Source organism: Streptomyces malaysiensis subsp. samsunensis (assembly GCF_024519315.1).
Lineage (GTDB): Bacteria > Actinomycetota > Actinomycetes > Streptomycetales > Streptomycetaceae > Streptomyces > Streptomyces malaysiensis.
The window spans coordinates 1-17,876 of sequence record NZ_JANIIC010000019.1; the positions used below are offsets into that span (position 1 = coordinate 1).

Below are 17,876 nucleotides of genomic sequence, written 5' to 3' on the forward strand. Positions count from 1 at the left end.
AAAGCCCCCGCCCGAGGTCCGGGGCAAAGCCCCCGCCCGAGGTCCGGGGCAAAGCCCCCGCCCAAGGCCCGGGACACAGCCCCCGCCCAAGGCCCGGGACACAGCCCCCGCCCAAGGCCCGGGACACAGCCCCCGCCCGAGGTCCGGGGCAAAGCCCCCGCCCAAGGCCCGGGACACAGCCCCCGCCCGAGGTCCGGGGCAAAGCCCCCGCCCAAGGTCCGGGGCAAAGCCCCCGCCCGGAACCCGGGGCCCGGGGCGGAGCCCCGGTTACGGGAAGGGGCGGGGAGGGGAACAGCCCGCCGCAGGCGTCAAGATCCGCCGGACCCCCCTAGCCGCGCCCATTCGGCTCCGCCCCCGGCGTCGGCGGGAGAAGCCCCAGCTCAGCGGCGCGAACTCCGGCCTGAAAGCGGGAGTTCGCGCCGAGCTGGGACATGATGTCGGCGACATAGCGCCGATAGGTGCGCACCGAGACGGTGAGCTCACGGGCCGCGACCTCATCGGTGACCCCGGCCTGGAGGTACCTGAGGATGCGCCGGGCGAACGCGGCCCGGGTGCGGTCCCCGAAGACAAACCGCTCCCCGGCCCGGAAGGCGTCCTTCCAGATGGACTCGAAGAGCATGCGCAGCGAGTGCAGCAGCTCCGCCACCCGGATCACCGAGGTCCGCCGGCCGGCCGCCGACTCGGCCACGACCAGCGCCACGCTGTCGTCCACGATAAGCGCCTGGAGCGGCGGCATATGGGCCACCCGGATGGCCACCGGCCGCTCCCGGCCCAGCTGTTCGCGGACGAAGTCGTCGTCCAGCAGCGTGGGCGTGGTCAGCAGCCGGATCGTCACGCCCTCCTGGGCGCCGTAGAGCAGGCCCCGCTCGACCTGGTCGCTGCGCCGCTGGAACCGGTCCATCCTGGACGGCCGCCGCGCGTGGATGATGTCGATGCTGGTCCTGGCCTCCTTGACGAGGCCACCGGCCGTCTCCAGCACCACGTCGTAGGCGTTGTCGACCACGGTGATGAGCTGCTCCTGGGAGCTGCGGTCCCGGTGCAGCGCGACCATCGACTCGATGCGCGCCTTCGCTTCCAACAGGGCCTTTTCGAGCTCGTCCTCGCGCCAACCGGACATGCCAACCATCCCCCTGAAGATATGGATCAGCGGGCCGCCGCGGTCCCCCGTGGCGGCCCGGTCCCGACAGCGTTGTGTCGTCGCCCTCAGTCGGCGAGCAGGCCGAGCTCGACCGCGCGCGCCCCGGCCTGGAAGCGGGAGCTGGCGTCCAGCTCGCGCATGATCTCCGCGACATGCCTGCGGTAGGTGCGCAGCGACACATTGATCGCCCGCGCCGCGGTCTCATCGGTGTGACCGGCGCGCAGGGCCTCCAGAACGGTCCGGGCGAACTCGGTGCGCAGCCTCGGCGCGAGCCCGAGGTGGTCCGCCAGCTTGCGGCCGCGGGACCAGGCACCGGCGAAGAGGAGCTCCAGGGCCCGTACGGCGCCGATGTCGTTGACCACGGCGACCTGCCCCTCCGGCTCCTGGTCGTGGGTCTGCACCAGCGCCGAGGCGCCGTCGACCACCACGATGCCGCGCAACTCGCTCTGCGAGACGCGGACTTCGGGGCGCACCCGGGTCAGCGGGCGCAGCCGCTCGGCCACCCCCTCGGCGGCCGGCACATTGCACAGCATCCGGACCACGGCCCGGCTCGGGGTGCGGTCCAAGGCCCCGATCACGGCGTTCTCGAAGGCGCCCGCGCCGGTGAGGGTCACGGCCACCGAGTACCGGGCCCCGCCGATGAGCTGGGCGAGGGAGTCGCCGAGCCGGGCGCCGTCGGTGCGCACCACCGGCGAGGGCGTCGTCAGTCTGCGCGAATGCAGCAGCACCGTGGACTCGATCAGCTTGCGCGCCTGTAAGAGCGCCTGTTCCAGATGAGACGCGTGGTCCTCGGAGCGTTCCACCGTCTCATCGGCACCACGTGGATCAATACCACGTGGATCAATTGCCACACCCATCCCGAATCCCCCGTCGATTGGCATGCACCGGTTCGCCTCAGCCGCCATCCACCGAGCCATGAGAATTCACCCGAGCGGAATGACACCGTGCGTAGCAGTGTATTGGACACTAGATTGAGCCAACAGATTTGGTCAACCGTAAGCGAGTCAAGGCGCTCACCGGCCAAAGACCAAGTAAACGACCGTTTTTCATGAGGCGTGCACCGATGCGCCGCCGCTGTCAGGTTGCTGCGCACCGACCCTCTAAACGGAACCGCTCCCCCTCCTTTTCACGCCGAAGCGCATGCGTGCGATCACGCTTCGCCACACCGCTGTCCTCTTGAGGTCAACGCCGCTCCCCCATAGGCACCTTGCTGCCTACGGTGATCAGGTGATGGCACGGCCCCAGGGGCCAATCGAGCACCTTACGCCACAGTAGTCCGCAATGGCCACATCAGCACCAGGCTTTTGGGTCGGCGCTATCGACTGAAAAGCGCCGTGAATTGGGTCCTTCTTTGTTGAGCGATGAAGAAAATAGCCGCGCAATAGGAATGAATTCGGCCACGCTTTCCGCTCCCCACCCATCCTGCCCGGGAACGAATCCGGCTCCCCCGCGCGGCGGAGCCGGATGGTCCCGGAGAGGGAGGCGGCCCCCGGCACCGAGCGCGAAGATGATCGCACCGCACAGAAGGAGAGCTCGATGGACCGGTGGGACCGGATGGGGCGGCTGGCCGCGTACGGGGGCGCCGCCGCCATGGCCCCGTATGCCGTGATCAAGGTGTCGTGGGTGGTCGGCTCGCTGCTCGGCCTGGCGCCGGTCGGGGCCGGGTTCGGACTCGCCGAATGGGTGGTGCTCAACACCGTGACGGTCGGCATGGCGGCCGTCGGGATCACCCTCGGGCTGGCCCTGGCCCGGCCGTGGGGGATGCGGCTGCCCGGGGCGCCACTGGTGTTCTGCGCCTGGGTCGGCGCCGGATTCCTGGTGTCGATGCTGCCGTACGCGGTGGCCGACTCGCTGCTGTCGGAGCCGGACGGCTCCGGAGGCGGCAACGACCCGCGGATGCCCGGCTGGGAGGCGGCCCTGATCCAATTCGGCTTCATCGGCATGGGATTGGGCCTCACCCTGGCCCTCCCCGCCTATCTGCGCAGGCGCTGGCCGGAGGCGTTCAGCGGCCGGGGCGGCGGGCCCTCACCGCTCGGCCGGGCGGCCGTGGCGCTCGGCGCCGCCGTGGGGCTGATGTGGCTGTACTGGGCGGCGGGCGGCACCGCCGGCCTCGCCCACCCCGACGAGGGCCGCGCCACCTGGCGCCTGCTGTGCGGGATCTGCGGTACCTGGGCGCTGGTCGCCGCGTTCGCCGTGGCACGACCGGGCCGCGAAGGTCCCGGCCGGCTCCCCCGCTGGCTGCCGTCGGTCCTCGGCTGGCTCGGTTCCGGCTCGCTGTTCGCGTGGAGCGGCTGGAAGCTGCCCTTCACGCTGTACGTGGCGATCGCGTCACCCCCGGACGTCGTCCTCCCGGAGCGGCTGAGCCTCGCGATCACCCTGCACCTGTGCGCCGTCCTGGCGGGCGGCGCGATGATGTGGACCCTCACCCGGGGCCACTTCCGACCCCACCCGGAAGTGGCCACCGCCCCGCCCGGCTGATGCCGCCGCCCGCGCGAGGGGGGCCGCGGCCCTCACCGCCGCGTCCGGCGCCATGACGCCGGTTGCTCCCGGGTTGAACATCTCGGCCACCCGGAAGGCCAGGTCAAGCGCCTGGCCTCCGTTGAGGCGCGGGTCGCACGCCGACTCGTACCTGCGGTGCAGGTCGTCGAAACCCAGATCGGCGCCGCCGCCGACGCACTCGGTCACGTCCTCGCCGGTCAGCTCCACATGCAGTCCGCCGGCGTGGGTGCCGAGCGCCTCGTGCACCTCGAAGAAGCCGGCGACCTCGGCGAGGATGTCGTCGAACCGCCTGGTCTTGTGCCCGCTGGGCGCCTCGAAGGTGTTGCCGTGCATCGGATCGCACACCCACACCACCGGCGCGCCGGAAGCCGCGACCTTCTCCACGAGCTCCGGCAGCAGGTACCGCACGCGGTGTGCCCCCATGCGCACGATGAACGTCAGCCGGCCCGGCCGCCGGTCGGGGTCGAGGCGGTCGATCAGGGCCAGCGCCTGCTCGGGCGTGGTGGCGGGGCCCAGCTTCACCGCGATCGGGTTGTCGATGGTCGCGAAGTAGGCGACGTGGGCACCGTCGAGCTGTCTGGTGCGGTCGCCGATCCACAGCATATGGCCGCTGCCCGCGTACCTCCGGCCGGAACGCGGGTTGTGGGGGGTCAGCGCGGCCTCGTAGTCGAGGAGCAGTCCCTCGTGGCTGGCGAACAGCTCCGTGGTGCGCGACGGATCGCCGCCGCACGCGTCCTCGGAGGACAGCGCCCGGCCGATCCGACCGGCGAGTTCGCCGTAGCGTTCACCGGCAGCCGAGCGTGAGACGAAGTCCTCGTTCTCCTGGTGCAGTTGGCGTAGATCGGTGCCGCCACGGGCGAATGCGCGCATGACGTCCAGGGTGTGACGCGAAGCGTCGTACATCCGAAGCAGCCGGGCCGGGTCCGGCCGTCGTTCGGCCTGGCTGAAGCCGATGCCGTTCACCGCGTCGCCCCGGTAGACCGGCAGTGTGCGCCCGTCGACGGTCTCGGTCGGCCGGGATCGGGGCTTCGCGTACTGCCCGGCCATCCGGCCCACCTTGACCACCGGCGCCGCCGACGCGTACGTCAGGATCACGGCCATCCGCTCCAGGAGGCGCAGTTTGCCGTGAATCGCCTGCGCCGAGAGGCGGTCGAAACGTTCGGCGCAGTCGCCACCCTGCAACAGGAACGCCTTGCCCTCCGCCGCCCGGGCGAGTTGCGCGGTGAGCGTGTCGCACTCCTGTGGCGTGACCAGCGGGGGCGAGGCCGCCAGGCGATCCGCCACGTCGCCGAGCTCAGCCGGGCTGGGCCACTCCGGCCGCTGATGGGCGACGAGTGTCCGCCAGTCCGCGGCGGCTTCGCCGGTGAGGGTCAACGTGGTCTCCGTCCGCTTCTCATGGCTGGGCGGTGCGGGGGGCGGTCAGCGCCGGACCATCTCGACGAGGTCGTGGCTGATGCCCAGGTCGTCGAGGAGCAGCTGCAACGGTCCGGTGTCCCGCGCGGGCGCGGGACGGGACGCGGCCCACTCGCTCAGCTGATCGGTGTCGATCTCGAAGCCGCCCTGGGCCGCCACGGTCACCCAGGGGTCCAGGTCCGCGGAGCGGAACGCGGTCAGCCCGGTGACGAGCGCTTCGCGGAACATTTCCCGCTGTGCGCCGTCCAGGTTCCGGTAGAGCGAGCCGCACAACTCGCGGAACACCACCGCGTGTCCGCTCTCGTCCCGCCGGTGCAGATCGGTGGTGATCCGGTTCATCGGCTGGATCTCCTGGGCGGTGGCGAGCGTGGAGAGGAAACCGCTGATCGTCGTCTCGGCGGCCAGGGAGAACGCGATGTCGACGATGTCGCGGTCGAACCCGGACAGCCCGACGCGGACCGCCTCCAGTCCCCGGACGACCGACCAGACGCCCGGCGCGAACCGCACGTCCTCCAGGCCGCGCCGCCTGCGGGTGACGCCGACGGCGTTGTGGCACATCAGGATGTGGTAGTGCTCATCGATGATCGTCTGGTGCAGCGCGTCGACGGCGACGTCGTCGCGGCGGACGGGGATCCGTTCCTGGAGCATCAACCGGCAGGCCGGCAGGATGATCTCGTCCTCGATGGCCGCGGTCTTGGCGTTGTAGGAGATCCACGCCGCGGACAGGATGCGCTCACGAGCGTCCCGGTCGAGCCGGTCGGCACCCGGCAGCGCCAGCACCGGGACAAGGTGTTCGGGGAAGTCCGGCAGCGCCGCGTCGAAGTGACCGTCGAGGTCGAGCTCGTCCTTCTTGACGGCCACCCGCTTCCCCCAGCGGCGCGTCAGCTGCACCAGCAAGTCACGCTCGTACTTGGGCTCTTCACGTGCCGCGGTCATCGGGAAACCTCCTTCATGGGTTCACCACAGGAATCGGAGCCAGGAGTCGATGACCGGCTCCCCATCGCTGTGTTCATCGTGGGGAGCCGCCCACGTCCGACACCGTCGGCGCGCGCCAGGCGCGGAGCGACGCCGCCGCCTTGAGCAGCATCTCCTCGTACTCCTCATGCGGGTCGGAGTCGAGGACGATGGCTCCGCCGGCTCCGATGGACAACCGGTCACCGACGCGGACCGCGGTACGGATCACGATGTTCAGGTCCGTGCCGCCGGAGAGGCCGAAGTAGCCGAGGGCGCCGGAGTAGACACCTCGGGCCTCCGTCTCCAAGCGGTCGATGATCTCCATGGTGCGCAGCTTCGGCGCCCCGGTCATCGACCCGCCCGGGAAGGACCGCCGGGCGCAGTCCATCGCGCTGGCCCCGTCGGCGAGCCGTCCACGGACGGTGGAGACCAGTTGGTGCACGGTCTCGTAGCTCTCGACGGCCAGGTACGGGTCGACGTCGATGCTGCCCACCTCGCACACCCGGCCCAGGTCGTTGCGCAACAGGTCGACGATCATCAGGTTCTCGGCCTGCGTCTTGGCGCTCGTGGCGAGGGTGGCGGCCAGCTCGGCGTCGCGCACCGGGTCGGCGTCGCGAGGGGCGGTGCCCTTGATCGGCTTGCTGGTGACCGTGCGGTCTCTCTCGATGCGCAGGAACCGCTCCGGCGAGGAGCTGAAGACCGTGACGTCACCGAGGCGCAGGAGCGCGGCGTACGGTGCCGGGTTGGCCCGGCGCAGCCTCAGGTAGAAGGAGGTGTCGTCGTCATGGAACGGCATGTGCAACTGGTTGGTCAGGCAGATCTCGTAGCTCTCGCCCCGGTTCAGCTGCCGTTGGCACTCCGTGATGTCCGCCAGGTACTGGCTCCGGCCGCGGCCGAGGTACTCCTCGGCGTTCGGGGGCGGGCCGGCGGCAGGTTCGCGCGGCGGCTCGGCGTCGGCCGGTTTCATGCCTGTCAGGAGCGCGGACGTCCGTTCCACCCACTCCTGCGCGTCGCGCCGGGTCTTCTCGTCGTGGACGGCCACCAGGTAGGTCAGTCCCTCCTGGTGGTCGACCGCGATGACGCGATCGGCGAACATCCACATGGCGTCCGGCGTTTCGGCGGTGTGGCGGGCCGTGGCCCCGCATTCGGCCTTGAGTTCGTAACCGAAGTAGCCGACGTAGCCGCCGGTCAGGTCGAACGGCAGGTCCGAGTCGGGTATGCGCCGTTCGCGCAACCGCTGTTCGAGGACGTCGAACACGCTGCCGGGGACGGTGTCGACACCCTTCGCATCGCGCACTTCCACCGCCCCGCTGCCGGTGCGGTAGGTCAGGACCTCGCTGAGCGGGCCCGATGTGTCACCGAGGAACGAGAACCGGGACAGGCCCTCCTCCACCCGGCTGCTGTCCAGCCAGAAGCAGTACGGGGTGTTGTCGAAGAGCTTGAGGAAAATGGCCTCGGAATCGGCGGCGGTCGGCACGACCGTGCTGATGATTCCCAGTTCCTCGACCGCGCCGGGCGTTTCGTCGGCCGGGGCGGTGACGGCGATGGTCTCGGTGACGGACGGCGGTTGTCCGTGCTGCGTACGGCGGGTCAGCCGGGTCAGTTGGGCGAAGTTCTGAAGGATCTCACGCCCGTACTGGGAGGCGACCGACTCGGGGTGGAACTGCACGCCCCACTGCGGCCGATCGCGGTGACGCAGCGCCATGAGCACACCGTCGTCCGCCCAGGCGGTGGCGATGAGTTCCTCGGGCAGCGGCTCCCGCACGCACAGCGAGTGGTAGCGAACCGCGACGAATTCACTCGGAATTCCGGCGAACAGCGGATCTCCCTCGTGGGAGACCTTGGCGAGGTGCCCGTGTCTCGGTTCGGGCGCGGCGACCACCGACGCTCCGGCCAGGTGCGCGATCATCTGATGGCCGAAGCAGACGCCCAGCACGGGCAGCGTGGCGCGGCGCAGCAGATCGCCGAGGAGACCGACGTCACGGGCGTTCTGCGGCCGTCCGGGGCCGGGTGAGACGACGATGTTGTCGAAGTCCTCCAGCCGCAGGCTGGACAACATCGGATCGTCGTTGACCATGACGACGGGTTCCTGGCCGTTGATGTCGGCGATCAACTGGTACAGGTTGAAGGTGTACGAGTCATAGTTGTCCAGCAGCAAGGTACGCATCACGGACCGTCCAAGATTTTCCGAGGTCACATCAAAGCCTGTGACCACTTCTTTTCCTGGGGATTTCCATGCCTTTGAACATCGTCAGGCATATTCCAGTCGCATAAGCGAGTACGTCGTCGGCCGACGACGGCTTCATGGCACTTCAGGAACGCGCCGTCACCAACGCTGGATGGCGTCGGAGACTCGGCGGGAAACGACGGCAGGTCAGGAGCGCTTGGCCACCGGTTCGAGGATGGCAACGCACTCCACATGATGCGTCACCGGAAAGAGGTCGAAGGCGCGGGTGCGGCGCGGGGCGTAGCCCGCCTCGCGGAAGTACTTCAGGTCGCGGGCGAGCGCCGCCGGGTCGCAGGCGACGTAGGCGATACGGCGGGCGCCAAGGGCCGCCAGGCGGGTCACCGTCTCCTTGCCCGCGCCCGCGCGGGGCGGGTCCAGGACGATCAGGTCGGCCTCGGTGATCCCGGTGCGGGGCAGCACCTGCTCGACCTTGCCGTGCTCGATACGGACCCGCTCCAGGTCCTGGAGGTTGTGCCGGGCGTCCTCGACCGCGCGCTTGCTGGACTCGATGCCCAGCACCGCGCCCCGCTCCCCCACCCGCTCGCCGATCGCGCCCGCGAAGAGGCCCACACCGCAGTACAGATCGAGGCCCATCTCGCCCCTGCGGGGCATCAGCCCCTGCATCACGGCCTCGACGAGCACGTCCGCCGCCTTCGGGTGGACCTGCCAGAAGCCGCCCTCGCCCACCCGCCAGGTGCGGCCCGCCGCCCGCTCACGGACGAACGGGCGGCCGTGGACGCGGTGCACCAGACGGGTCCGCTCACGGCCGCGGGGCTCGCTGACCCGCAGCACGGAGACCGGCCGGTCCAGCTCCACCAGCGGCAGCCGGCCGCCGGGGCGCGGGGTGAGGACCACCTGCCGGTCGGAGGAGCCGGTGGCGGCGATGGCCTCCACGGTGGAGATCTGGGGCCATTCGCGCTTCTCGACGCCGAGTTCGGTGACGCCCGGGGCGGCGATCAGGCAGTGGTCGATGGGCTCGACCTCGTGCGAGCGGTGACGGCGCAGTCCGGGGCGGCCCTGCTCGTCCACCGCGTACTGCACCCGGGTGCGCCAGGCCGGAACCTCGCCGCGGGCCACCTTGTCGCCGGGCGCGGGCTCGACCGTGCCGTCCCAGCCCGCCTCCTCGGGGGTGAGCCCCGCCAGCCGGGCCAGCTGTTCGGTGATCACCTCGGCCTTGAGCCTGCGCTGGGCGCCGGGGGCGGCGTGCTGCCAGTCGCAGCCGCCGCACTTGCCGGGCCCCGCGAACGGGCACGGCGCCTCCACCCGGTCCTTGGCGGCGTCCAGCACCCGCACCGCGTCGGCGCGCAGAAAGCGCGCGCCCTCCTCGCCCTCGGTCACCCGGGCCACGACCCGCTCACCGGGCAGCGCGTGCCGGACGAACAGCACCTGGCCCTCGGCGGTCCGGGCGATGCAGTGGCCGCCGTGCGCCACCGGGCCGACCTCTACCTCGTACTCCTCGCCGACCAGCGATGCCTTGGGTTCACTTTGCATGGCGGGCACAGGCTCCAGAAGGGGTGAGAGGACGCGGTGGGACAACAGCCCACCAGTCTACGTCCCGCCGGCCCTCACCCCGTCACGCCCAGGCCCCACGGGCCTACCGCCCAGGAACCTGCGAGGTGACGCCCGGCTGCTCGCCCTTCGGTCCCTTCTCGCCCTTCTCCCGCTTGGCCGGAACCACCGGGCCACGCCGCACCGACCCCGGCGCGTTCCATTCGGCCCGCTTGCGCGCCCGCTTCCGGGCCAGTTCGGAGGAGTCCAGCTGCCACGGCACGGAGGTCACCATGACGCCCGGGGTGAACAGCAGCCGCCCCTTGAGCCGCAGCGCGCTCTGGTTGTGCAGCAGATGCTCGTACCAGTGGCCGACCACGTACTCCGGGATGAAGACGGAGACCACATCGCGCGGGCTCTCCCGGCGCAGGCTCTTGACGTAGTCGATGACCGGCCGGGTGATCTCGCGGTAGGGCGAGTCCAGGATCTTGAGCGGCACATCGATACCGCGCTCGTGCCACACCGTCTGGAGCGCCTTGGTCTCGGCGGGGTCCACATTGATGCTCAGCGCCTCCAGCCGGTGGGAGCGCATCAGCTTGGCGTAGGCCAGGGCCCGCAGCGTCGGCTTGTGGATCTTGGAGACCAGGACGATGGAGTGCACCCGGGAGGGGCGCACCTCCTCCTCGTCGAGCTGTTCGGTGGCGGCCGCGAGCTCCTCGGAGACGCCGTCGTAGTGGCGCCTGATGGCCGACATGGTGACGTAGAAGATGACCATGCCGAGCAGGGCGACCCAGGCGCCGTGGGTGAACTTCGTCAGCAGCACCACGACCAGCACCAGACCGGTGAAGAAGGCCCCGAAGGTGTTGATCGCGCGGGCGCGGACCATACGGCGGCGGGCGTTCGGGTTCCGCTCGGTGGCCAGATGGCGGTTCCAGTGCCGGACCATGCCGGTCTGGCTGAGGGTGAAGGAGACGAAGACCCCGACGATGTAGAGCTGGATCAGCCGGGTGGAGTCGGCCCCGTAGAAGTAGACCAGGACCGCGGCGGCCGAGGCGAGCAGCACGATGCCGTTGGAGAAGGCGAGCCGGTCGCCGCGGGTGTGCAGCTGGCGGGGCAGATAGCGGTCCTGGGCCAGGATCGAGCCGAGCAGCGGGAAGCCGTTGTACGCGGTGTTGGCGGCCAGGAACAGCACCAGCGCGGTGGCCCCGGCCAGCACCACGAAGAAGAACGAGCCGTCGCCGAAGACCGCGGCCGCGACCTGCGAGATCACCGGGTTCTGGGTGTAGTCGGCGCCGAGCGGCGCCCCGTTCTTCAGCAGGTCGTGCGCGGGGTTCTCGGCCATCTTGACGTCGGTGGCCAGGGCGAGGGTGATGATGCCCACGAACATGGTCACCGCGAGGCCGCCCATCAACGCCAGCGTCGTCGCCGCGTTACGGCTCTTGGGCTTGCGGAAGGCGGGCACACCGTTGCTGATCGCCTCGACACCGGTCAGCGCCGCGCAGCCGTCGGAGAAGGCGCGCAGCAGCAGGAAGATCAGCGCGAAGCCGGCCAGCCCGGTCTGCTCGGCGTGCACCTCGTAGCCCGCGGTGGGGGCCTTCATGTCGTCGCCCAGCACCAGCCCCCGGTAGGCGCCCCAGAGGATCATCGCGAAGACGCCGCCGACGAAGACATAGGTGGGGACGGCGAAGAGCTTGCCCGACTCCCGTACGCCCCGCAGGTTCATCAGCGTCAGCAGCAGGATGATCCCGACCGCGCACAGCGTCTTGTTCTCGACGATGAAGGGGACGGCCGAACCGAGGTTCTCCACACCGGAGGAGATCGACACGGCCACCGTGAGGACGTAGTCGACCAGCAGGGCGCTGGCGACGGTCAGACCCGCCTTGGGGCCGAGGTTGGTGGTGGCGACCTCGTAGTCACCGCCCCCGCTGGGGTACGCGTGCACATTCTGGCGGTACGAGGCGACCACCGTGAACATCAGCACGATGATCGCGATCGTGATCCACGGGCTGTAGTGGTAGGCCGACGCACCCGCCACGGACAGAACGATCATCACCTGCCCCGGCGCATACGCGACGGAGGAAAGGGGGTCGGAGGCGAAGACGGGGAGCGCGATGCGCTTCGGGAGGAGGGTCTCCCCCAGCTTGTCGCTGCGCAGGGCCCGCCCGATCAAGATCCGTTTCGGGAGGTCGGTCAGTTTGGACACGCAGAGGATCGTAAGGGGTAGGCCCGGTCCCCGCCCACCCGCCCGTCCCCGGGATCTCGAGCGGGCGGGGACCGGCCCCCTGAGCGCTCAGGACAGCCGTGCGGGCAAGGTGCGGTGACCGTTGGAGATGAAGGACTCCACCGGCTCCAGCGGCTCCCGCCCGGACGCCAGCTTGAGCCCGGGGAAGCGGTCGAAGAGCGCCGGGAGCGCGATCGCGGCCTCCAGCCGGCCCAGCGGAGCGCCGACGCACAGATGGACGCCGTGGCCGAACGCCAGGTGGTTCTTGAGCCCGCGGGTCACATCGAAGTGGTCCGCGTCCTCGCCGTGCACCTCGGGGTCGCGTCCGGCTGCCGCGTAGGCGGCCAGGATCGCGTCACCCTTGCGCAGCACCGCGCCGCCGTCCAGCTCGATGTCCTCCACGGCGTAGCGCAGCGGCAGGTTGGCGACCGGGGCGGAGTGCCGCAGCGTCTCCTCGATCACATCGTCCCAGGTGGCCCGGCCGGCCCGGACGTGGTCGAGCTGCTCGGGCCGGGTGAGCAGCGCGTGGATGGCGTTGTCCAGGAGGTTGACCGTGGTCTCGTGACCGGCCGAGAGGAACAGCGCGAGGGTGTCGGTCAGCTCCTTCTCGCTGAGCGCGGAGCCGCTCTCCTCGTCCCGCACCGCGATCAGCCCGCTGGTCAGGTCGTCGCCGGGGCGCTCGCGCTTGGTGGCCACCAGCTCGGCGAGTACGGCGTACATCTCGGTGTAGGTGGCGGTGACCTCCTCCGGGGTGGCGGAGGTGTGGAAGATGGAGTCCACGACCCGGCGCATCCGCTCGCGCAGATTATCGTCGTCGAGCCCGAACAGCTCGGAGATCACCTGGATCGGCAGCGGATACGCGTACGCCTCGCGCAGGTCGACCGGCTCGCCCGGCGCGGCGGTGGCCAGCCCGTCCAGGAGGGTGGCGCAGATCTCCTCGATGCGCGGCCGCAGGGCGGCGGTGCGCCGGGCGGTGAACGCCTTGGAGACCAGGGTGCGCAGCCGCCGGTGGTCACCGCCGTAGGAGGTGAACATGTTCTCGACAGCGACCCAGGTGATCAGCGGCCACTCGGGCGAGATCTCACCGTTGATCCACGCCGGCCAGTGCTGCCGGGGGTCCTTGGAGACCCGGGGGTCGGTCAGCAGCTGTTTGAGTGTCCGCTGGCGGCTTATTGCCCACGCCACCACGCCGTCAGGAAGCTCAACAAGCGTCGCCTCGCCGCCTGCTGCGACTCGGGCTGCCTCTCCGGGGATGTCGCGGCCGGCGGGGTCGAGAACGATGGGACGGGGTTCCATTGGCTGCCTCCAGAGGTCTCGTCGAATCGGGTCGACTCGGACACCGACGCTGCGGACGGCCCGGTCCTGGATGTCGCTTGGGCGGGGAAGCGCACCGGCAGAGCGGCCAGGGCGCGCGAGAAGGGCCCGGTCCGCCACGTCAACCGCTCCGCGGGGACGGCCAGTTCCATGTCCGGGAGGCGGTCCAGGAGCCGCTCGATGGCCACCGAGGCGATCACCCGGGCGGGCCGCTCGGCGGGGCAGCGATGGGCGCCCGCGCTCCAGGCCAGATGGGCCCGGTTGCCGGACCGGCGGTCGGAGGCCAGGGCGGCCTCGTGGTTGGCCGCGGCGTAGCTGATGAGCACCGGGTCGCCCTTGCGCAGCCGTACGCCCGCCACGTCGCAGTCGTAACGGGGGAACCGGGTGCCGTAGTTGGCCATCGGCGGATCGTTCCACAGGACCTCGTCCAGGGCGTCCTCGACGGGCATGCTGCCACCGGACAGCTCACCGGCGAAGCGGTCGTCCGACAGCAGCAGGCGCAGCGCGTTGGCGATCAGGTTCTGCTCGGGGTCGGTACCGGCCGCCATCAGCAGGATCATCTGCTGCATCAGCTCGTCGTCGGCGAGCTGCGAGGGGTGCGCCATCAGCCAGGAGGTGACGTCGGCGGCGGGCTGCCGGCGCTTTTCCGCCAGCAGCCCGGAGATCCAGTGGAGCAGTTCGTCGTTGGCCGCCGCCGCTTCCTCGCCGCTGTCGAAGAGCTTCATCATCGTCTCGACCAGCTTCGGCCCGTCCGCCGGACGCGCCCCGAACAGCTGGTTGAAGACCAGCAGCGGGATCACCGACGCGTACTCGGTGATCAGCTCGGCCTCGCCCCGGGAGGCGAAGGCGTCGATCAGCGTCTCCGCGCTGCGCTCGACGTACTCGCTCAGGGCGTGCGGATCCACCCGGTCCAGGCTGTCGGTGATCGCCCCGCGCAGCCGGACGTGTGCCTCCCCGTCGGCGAAGAGCGCGTTCGGCCGGTACATCATCATCGGGGCGACCGGGTTGTCCAGCCCCACCGTCCCGTCCCGCATCGCCCGCCAGCCGCGCGGGTCCTTGGCGAACCGCTCGGTGTCGCGCAGGATCTCCAGGCTGAGCTGATAGCTGGTGACCAGCGAGGCGTACACCCCCGGCGACAGCTCGACCGGGGCGATCGCCCCGAAGGTGGCGCGCATCCGTGTGTAGGCGCCGTGCGGGTCGGCGGCGAACTCGGGACCGTACATCGGTACTGCCGCGCGGGGCCCGGCGTCGCTCACGGCCGTGGCAGGGCCCGCGTGCGCGGGACAGCCCGGTGGCGGTACGGGTCCGGCGGCTGGATGGTTGGTCACACAATCTCCTGGGAGCTACGGGTCTGGCGATCCTGTAGATATTCGACGAGGGCGATCAGTGCGTGCGTGGAGGAGATCTCGTCCCGGGCGTCGCAGGTCACCAGGGGCGTCTCCGGAAGCAGATCGAGGGCCTCCCGGACCTCCGGCTCCGCGAAGAGGGGAGCGCCCTCGAAGTGGTTGACGGCGACGGCGTACGGCAGTCCGTGCTCCTCCAGGACGGCCATCACCGGGAAGGACTGCTCCAGCCGCCGGGTGTCGGCCAGCACGACCGCGCCCAGCGCGCCGACCGTCATGTCGTGCCACAGCCGGGTGAAGCGCCGCTGCCCCGGCGTGCCGAACAGATAGAGCACCAGGGAATCGCTGAGGGTGAGCCGGCCGAAGTCCATGGCGACGGTGGTGGTCGTCTTGTCCTCGGTGCCCCGCAGGTCGTCGATGAGCGCACCGGCCTGCGTCATCGTCTCCTCGGTGCGCAGCGGGCGGATTTCGGACAGCGAGCCGACGAAGGTCGTCTTGCCGACGGCGAAGTGCCCGACGACCAGGATCTTCGCCGCCACCCGTACCGTGGAGGGCAGATAGGCCGCGTCAGAGGCGAGCGCGGAGTCCATCGAGCACCTCCTGGAGCAGCTGGACCTCGGGGAGCTCGGCGGGCGGGATGGGGGCCCGGGTGCTGATGTGGCCGCTGTCCACGAGGTCGCCCAGCAGGACCTTGGTGACGCTGACGGGCAGCTCCAGATACCCGGCGACCTCGGCCACCGAAAGCGCTCCGCCCAGGCACAGCTCCATGACCCGCCGCTTCTCCGGGCTGAGCCCGGGCAGCGGCCGGTCGGGATGGGCCATGACCAGGGTCACCAGGTCGAAGGTGTTGCGAGTCGGGTAGGCGCGGCCGTCGGTCACCACATACGGCCGCACCAACCCTCGTTCGCGCCGCCCCGGACTCATGCGCGGCTGCCGATCCCCTGCCGCGGGAGGCCCTGCCTCGGCGGGCTGGTGAGCTCCTTGCCGAGCCGGTCGACCAGCTTCTGCATCCGGTAGCTGACCGCCTCCATGTCCACCGCCTCGGTGGCCGAGACCGCCAGATACGCACCGGGCCCGGCGGCGGTCAGGAAGACGTACCCGCCGACGAACTCGACGAGCGTCTGCTGCCAGGGCGTCTCGTGCGGATCGCAGAACTCGGAGGTGGAGCGGCTGATCGACTGAAGCCCGGAGAGCGCGGCGGCTTGGCGCTCGGCCTCGTCGCGGGGGATGCCCTGGGAGTGCGCCCGTAGCATCCCGTCCGCGGAGAGCAGGATCGCGTGCCGGGCCTCCGGCATCTTGACGACCTCGTCGAGCATCCAGCCGAGCTCGTTGTTGGGATGGTCGTTCATGCCTGGCGATTCCCTTCGTCATGGTGAGGGGCTGAGTCCTGGGTGGCGGAACGGCCGGAGCGGGTACCACGGGCGAACGCGCCCATCCGCGAGGCGGTTTCCTCCGCCGAACGCGCGCGGTACGCGCCCGTGTCGGGCTCGGCGGCACCGGCCGCCCCGGCCCCCGCGGTCCAGTCGGCGGACGGCGGGGCGGCCGCCGCTTCCCGGCGGCGGCGCTTGGGCAGCCCGCCCACCGTGGTGCCGTACACCTGTGTGGCCTCGCCGTCGGCGGACGACGGCTGGGGCGTCGGGGCGGGTGCGGGTTCGGGGGCCGAAGGCCGCGCCTGGTGCGGGACCTGGGCGTGCGCCTGGTGCGGAACCTGAGGCTGGGCCTGGTGCGGGATCCGGGCCTGCTGCGGGGCGGCCTGCGTCTGCTGCGCCGCCCTCCTGGGGGCGCGCATCCGGCGGGAGGGCAGGGTGTGCAGCGGCTCGGCGTCCTCGGGGTCCTGCGCGGCGGTGCCCGGCCGGCCGTCGGAGTCGACATGGGTGAGCAGCTCGGTCGGGAGGAACAGCACCGCCCGCACACCGCCGTACGGGGACCGGGTGTCCACCGAGACGCTGAAGCCGTACCGTGCGGCCAGCAGGCCCACGACGGCGAAGCCGAACTGCGGCGGGTCGCCGAGCCGGGAGACGTCCACGGCGCGCTGACCGGAGAGCAGGGCGGCGGCCCGCTGGACCTCCAGGCCGTCCATGCCCACACCGGCGTCGTCGACCACGATGCAGGCCCCGTTGTGCACCGGCTGGAGGCTGACCTCCACGGAGGTGTTGGGCTGCGAGTGCCGGGCGGCGTTGTCCAGCAGCTCGGCGACCGCGAGCACGACGGGCTCCACGGCCCGGCTCACCACGGCGACGTCGATCAGGGAGTGCACCTGCACCCGCTGGTAGTCGCGGATCCGCGACTTGGAGCCGCGGACCACATCGGTCAGCGAGGAGGCCAGCCGCTGACGGCCGGGCCAGGATCCGCAGAGCACGGCGATGGCCTGGGCGCGCCGGCCGAACTGGGCGTTGGCGTGGTCGATCTCCAGCAGGTCCCGCAGCACATCGGGGTTGTCGTGCCGCTCCTGCATCTCGGAGATGGACACCTGCTGTTCGTTGGCGAGCCCCTGGACGGCGCGCATCGACGCCTTGAGCGCCGCCTTGGCGGAGGCGTCAGCCCGTGCCTGCGCCCTGTCCACCGCCCGGGTGAACTGCTCCATGACGGCGTGCAGGCTCTGCGCGAAGGCCGTCCCGGCCAGCTTCTCGTCCCGCAGCCCTGGCAGCGGTCCGGGCTGGCTCAGCGCGTCCGCGATCGAGGGGAGGCGCACATCGACGAGATGCTGCACCTCCTCGTCACGGGACCGCAGGCTGTCCTCCAGAGTGGCGTTGCGCCTGCGGACTCCGGCGGTGATCTGCCGCTGGCGTATCAGAAGCACCAGGACGACGAGGAGCGCGACGGCCAGACACCAGCTCACCGCCTCCGATATGTGATCAGTCATCAGGAACCTCGTGCAGGTGAACGCGGCGCGGAAGGAACGAGTCAGAGCCCTGATGTCCCGACCGGAAACGGAATACAGCGATCATCTTAGCCATGTGGTGACCTGGTGTCCGACGCCCGTAACCAAGTTCCAACTGGCGGCAATCACTGAGCATTTGCATGTGGATTTGGTGAAGATCCAGGTTTTCAGGCGAAGATGAAGGGTCGCGACCACCGGTGGAGCGCCGAAACCCGAGCCCACCGTAGTGGTCGAGGCTGATCGCCGACAGCCTTTTCACTCCGCGTCCGCAACTGGAAATGATCGCTATCTCTTCTGTCCCGGCGCGTCCGTGATCGCCTCCGACCGCCTCGCCGCATCCCCGATCACCGCGGGAACTTTCCCGCTATGTCGTACGTCACCACGTTCATTTCCGGACC

At 70.6% G+C, this 17,876-nt stretch carries 13 protein-coding genes and 1 pseudogene; 1 reads left to right on the forward strand and 13 read right to left on the reverse strand.

Annotated features, from left to right (window positions below; genetic code table 11):
• Positions 1 to 328: 328 nt before the first annotated feature.
• Positions 329 to 1,117: a helix-turn-helix domain-containing protein gene (locus NQU54_RS17780; RefSeq protein ID WP_257631929.1), complete on the reverse strand. Its 789-nt coding sequence runs from the start codon at positions 1,115 to 1,117 to the stop codon at positions 329 to 331.
• Between the two features lie 86 nt (positions 1,118 to 1,203).
• Complete coding sequence (locus NQU54_RS17785) at positions 1,204 to 1,941, reverse strand: helix-turn-helix domain-containing protein (protein WP_231981256.1); 738 nt, start codon at positions 1,939 to 1,941, stop codon at positions 1,204 to 1,206.
• Positions 1,942 to 2,674: 733 nt separating this feature from the next.
• Between NQU54_RS17785 and NQU54_RS17790 the strand changes: the two genes are divergently transcribed.
• The gene (locus NQU54_RS17790) at positions 2,675 to 3,616 is read left to right on the forward strand and encodes a hypothetical protein (RefSeq protein WP_257631930.1); all 942 of its coding nucleotides are present in this window, start codon (positions 2,675 to 2,677) and stop codon (positions 3,614 to 3,616) included.
• Between the two features lie 75 nt (positions 3,617 to 3,691).
• Here NQU54_RS17790 and NQU54_RS17795 read toward each other — a convergent pair.
• The 11 genes and pseudogenes from NQU54_RS17795 to NQU54_RS17845 all read right to left on the reverse strand — a co-directional run.
• Positions 3,692 to 5,011: pseudogene (locus NQU54_RS17795) on the reverse strand (class II 3-deoxy-7-phosphoheptulonate synthase); the annotation flags it as partial.
• Positions 5,012 to 5,056: 45 nt separating this feature from the next.
• Complete coding sequence (locus NQU54_RS17800; RefSeq protein WP_257631931.1) at positions 5,057 to 5,986, reverse strand: AurF N-oxygenase family protein; 930 nt, start codon at positions 5,984 to 5,986, stop codon at positions 5,057 to 5,059.
• Positions 5,987 to 6,059: 73 nt separating this feature from the next.
• Positions 6,060 to 8,171, reverse strand: a complete 2,112-nt coding sequence (gene pabB / locus NQU54_RS17805) for an aminodeoxychorismate synthase component I (protein ID WP_257631932.1) — start codon at positions 8,169 to 8,171, stop codon at positions 6,060 to 6,062.
• Between the two features lie 207 nt (positions 8,172 to 8,378).
• Complete coding sequence (locus tag NQU54_RS17810) at positions 8,379 to 9,722, reverse strand: class I SAM-dependent RNA methyltransferase (protein WP_257631933.1); 1,344 nt, start codon at positions 9,720 to 9,722, stop codon at positions 8,379 to 8,381.
• A 103-nt stretch (positions 9,723 to 9,825) separates the two neighbouring features.
• Positions 9,826 to 11,922 (reverse strand): APC family permease, encoded by a 2,097-nt coding sequence (locus NQU54_RS17815; protein ID WP_069867820.1) that lies wholly within the window; start codon positions 11,920 to 11,922, stop codon positions 9,826 to 9,828.
• Positions 11,923 to 12,009: 87 nt separating this feature from the next.
• A complete protein-coding gene (locus NQU54_RS17820) occupies positions 12,010 to 13,128 on the reverse strand; it encodes a cytochrome P450 family protein (RefSeq protein ID WP_257631934.1) in 1,119 nt (372 codons plus the stop codon).
• Positions 13,110 to 14,582: a cytochrome P450 gene (locus tag NQU54_RS17825; RefSeq protein WP_257631935.1), complete on the reverse strand. Its 1,473-nt coding sequence runs from the start codon at positions 14,580 to 14,582 to the stop codon at positions 13,110 to 13,112. The genes NQU54_RS17820 and NQU54_RS17825 overlap by 19 nt, the downstream gene beginning before the upstream one ends.
• Positions 14,579 to 15,187 (reverse strand): GTP-binding protein, encoded by a 609-nt coding sequence (locus tag NQU54_RS17830; protein WP_257631936.1) that lies wholly within the window; start codon positions 15,185 to 15,187, stop codon positions 14,579 to 14,581. Before NQU54_RS17830 ends, NQU54_RS17825 begins: the two co-directional genes overlap by 4 nt.
• Entirely contained in the window at positions 15,165 to 15,521 is a 357-nt protein-coding gene (locus NQU54_RS17835) for a DUF742 domain-containing protein (protein WP_069867823.1), read from the reverse strand. Before NQU54_RS17835 ends, NQU54_RS17830 begins: the two co-directional genes overlap by 23 nt.
• Positions 15,518 to 15,946 carry a roadblock/LC7 domain-containing protein gene (locus tag NQU54_RS17840; RefSeq protein ID WP_257631937.1) on the reverse strand — a complete coding sequence of 143 codons (429 nt, stop codon included), beginning with the start codon at positions 15,944 to 15,946 and terminating at the stop codon, positions 15,518 to 15,520. Before NQU54_RS17840 ends, NQU54_RS17835 begins: the two co-directional genes overlap by 4 nt.
• Positions 15,943 to 17,460 (reverse strand): ATP-binding protein, encoded by a 1,518-nt coding sequence (locus NQU54_RS17845; protein WP_257631938.1) that lies wholly within the window; start codon positions 17,458 to 17,460, stop codon positions 15,943 to 15,945. Before NQU54_RS17845 ends, NQU54_RS17840 begins: the two co-directional genes overlap by 4 nt.
• Positions 17,461 to 17,876 lie beyond the last annotated feature (416 nt).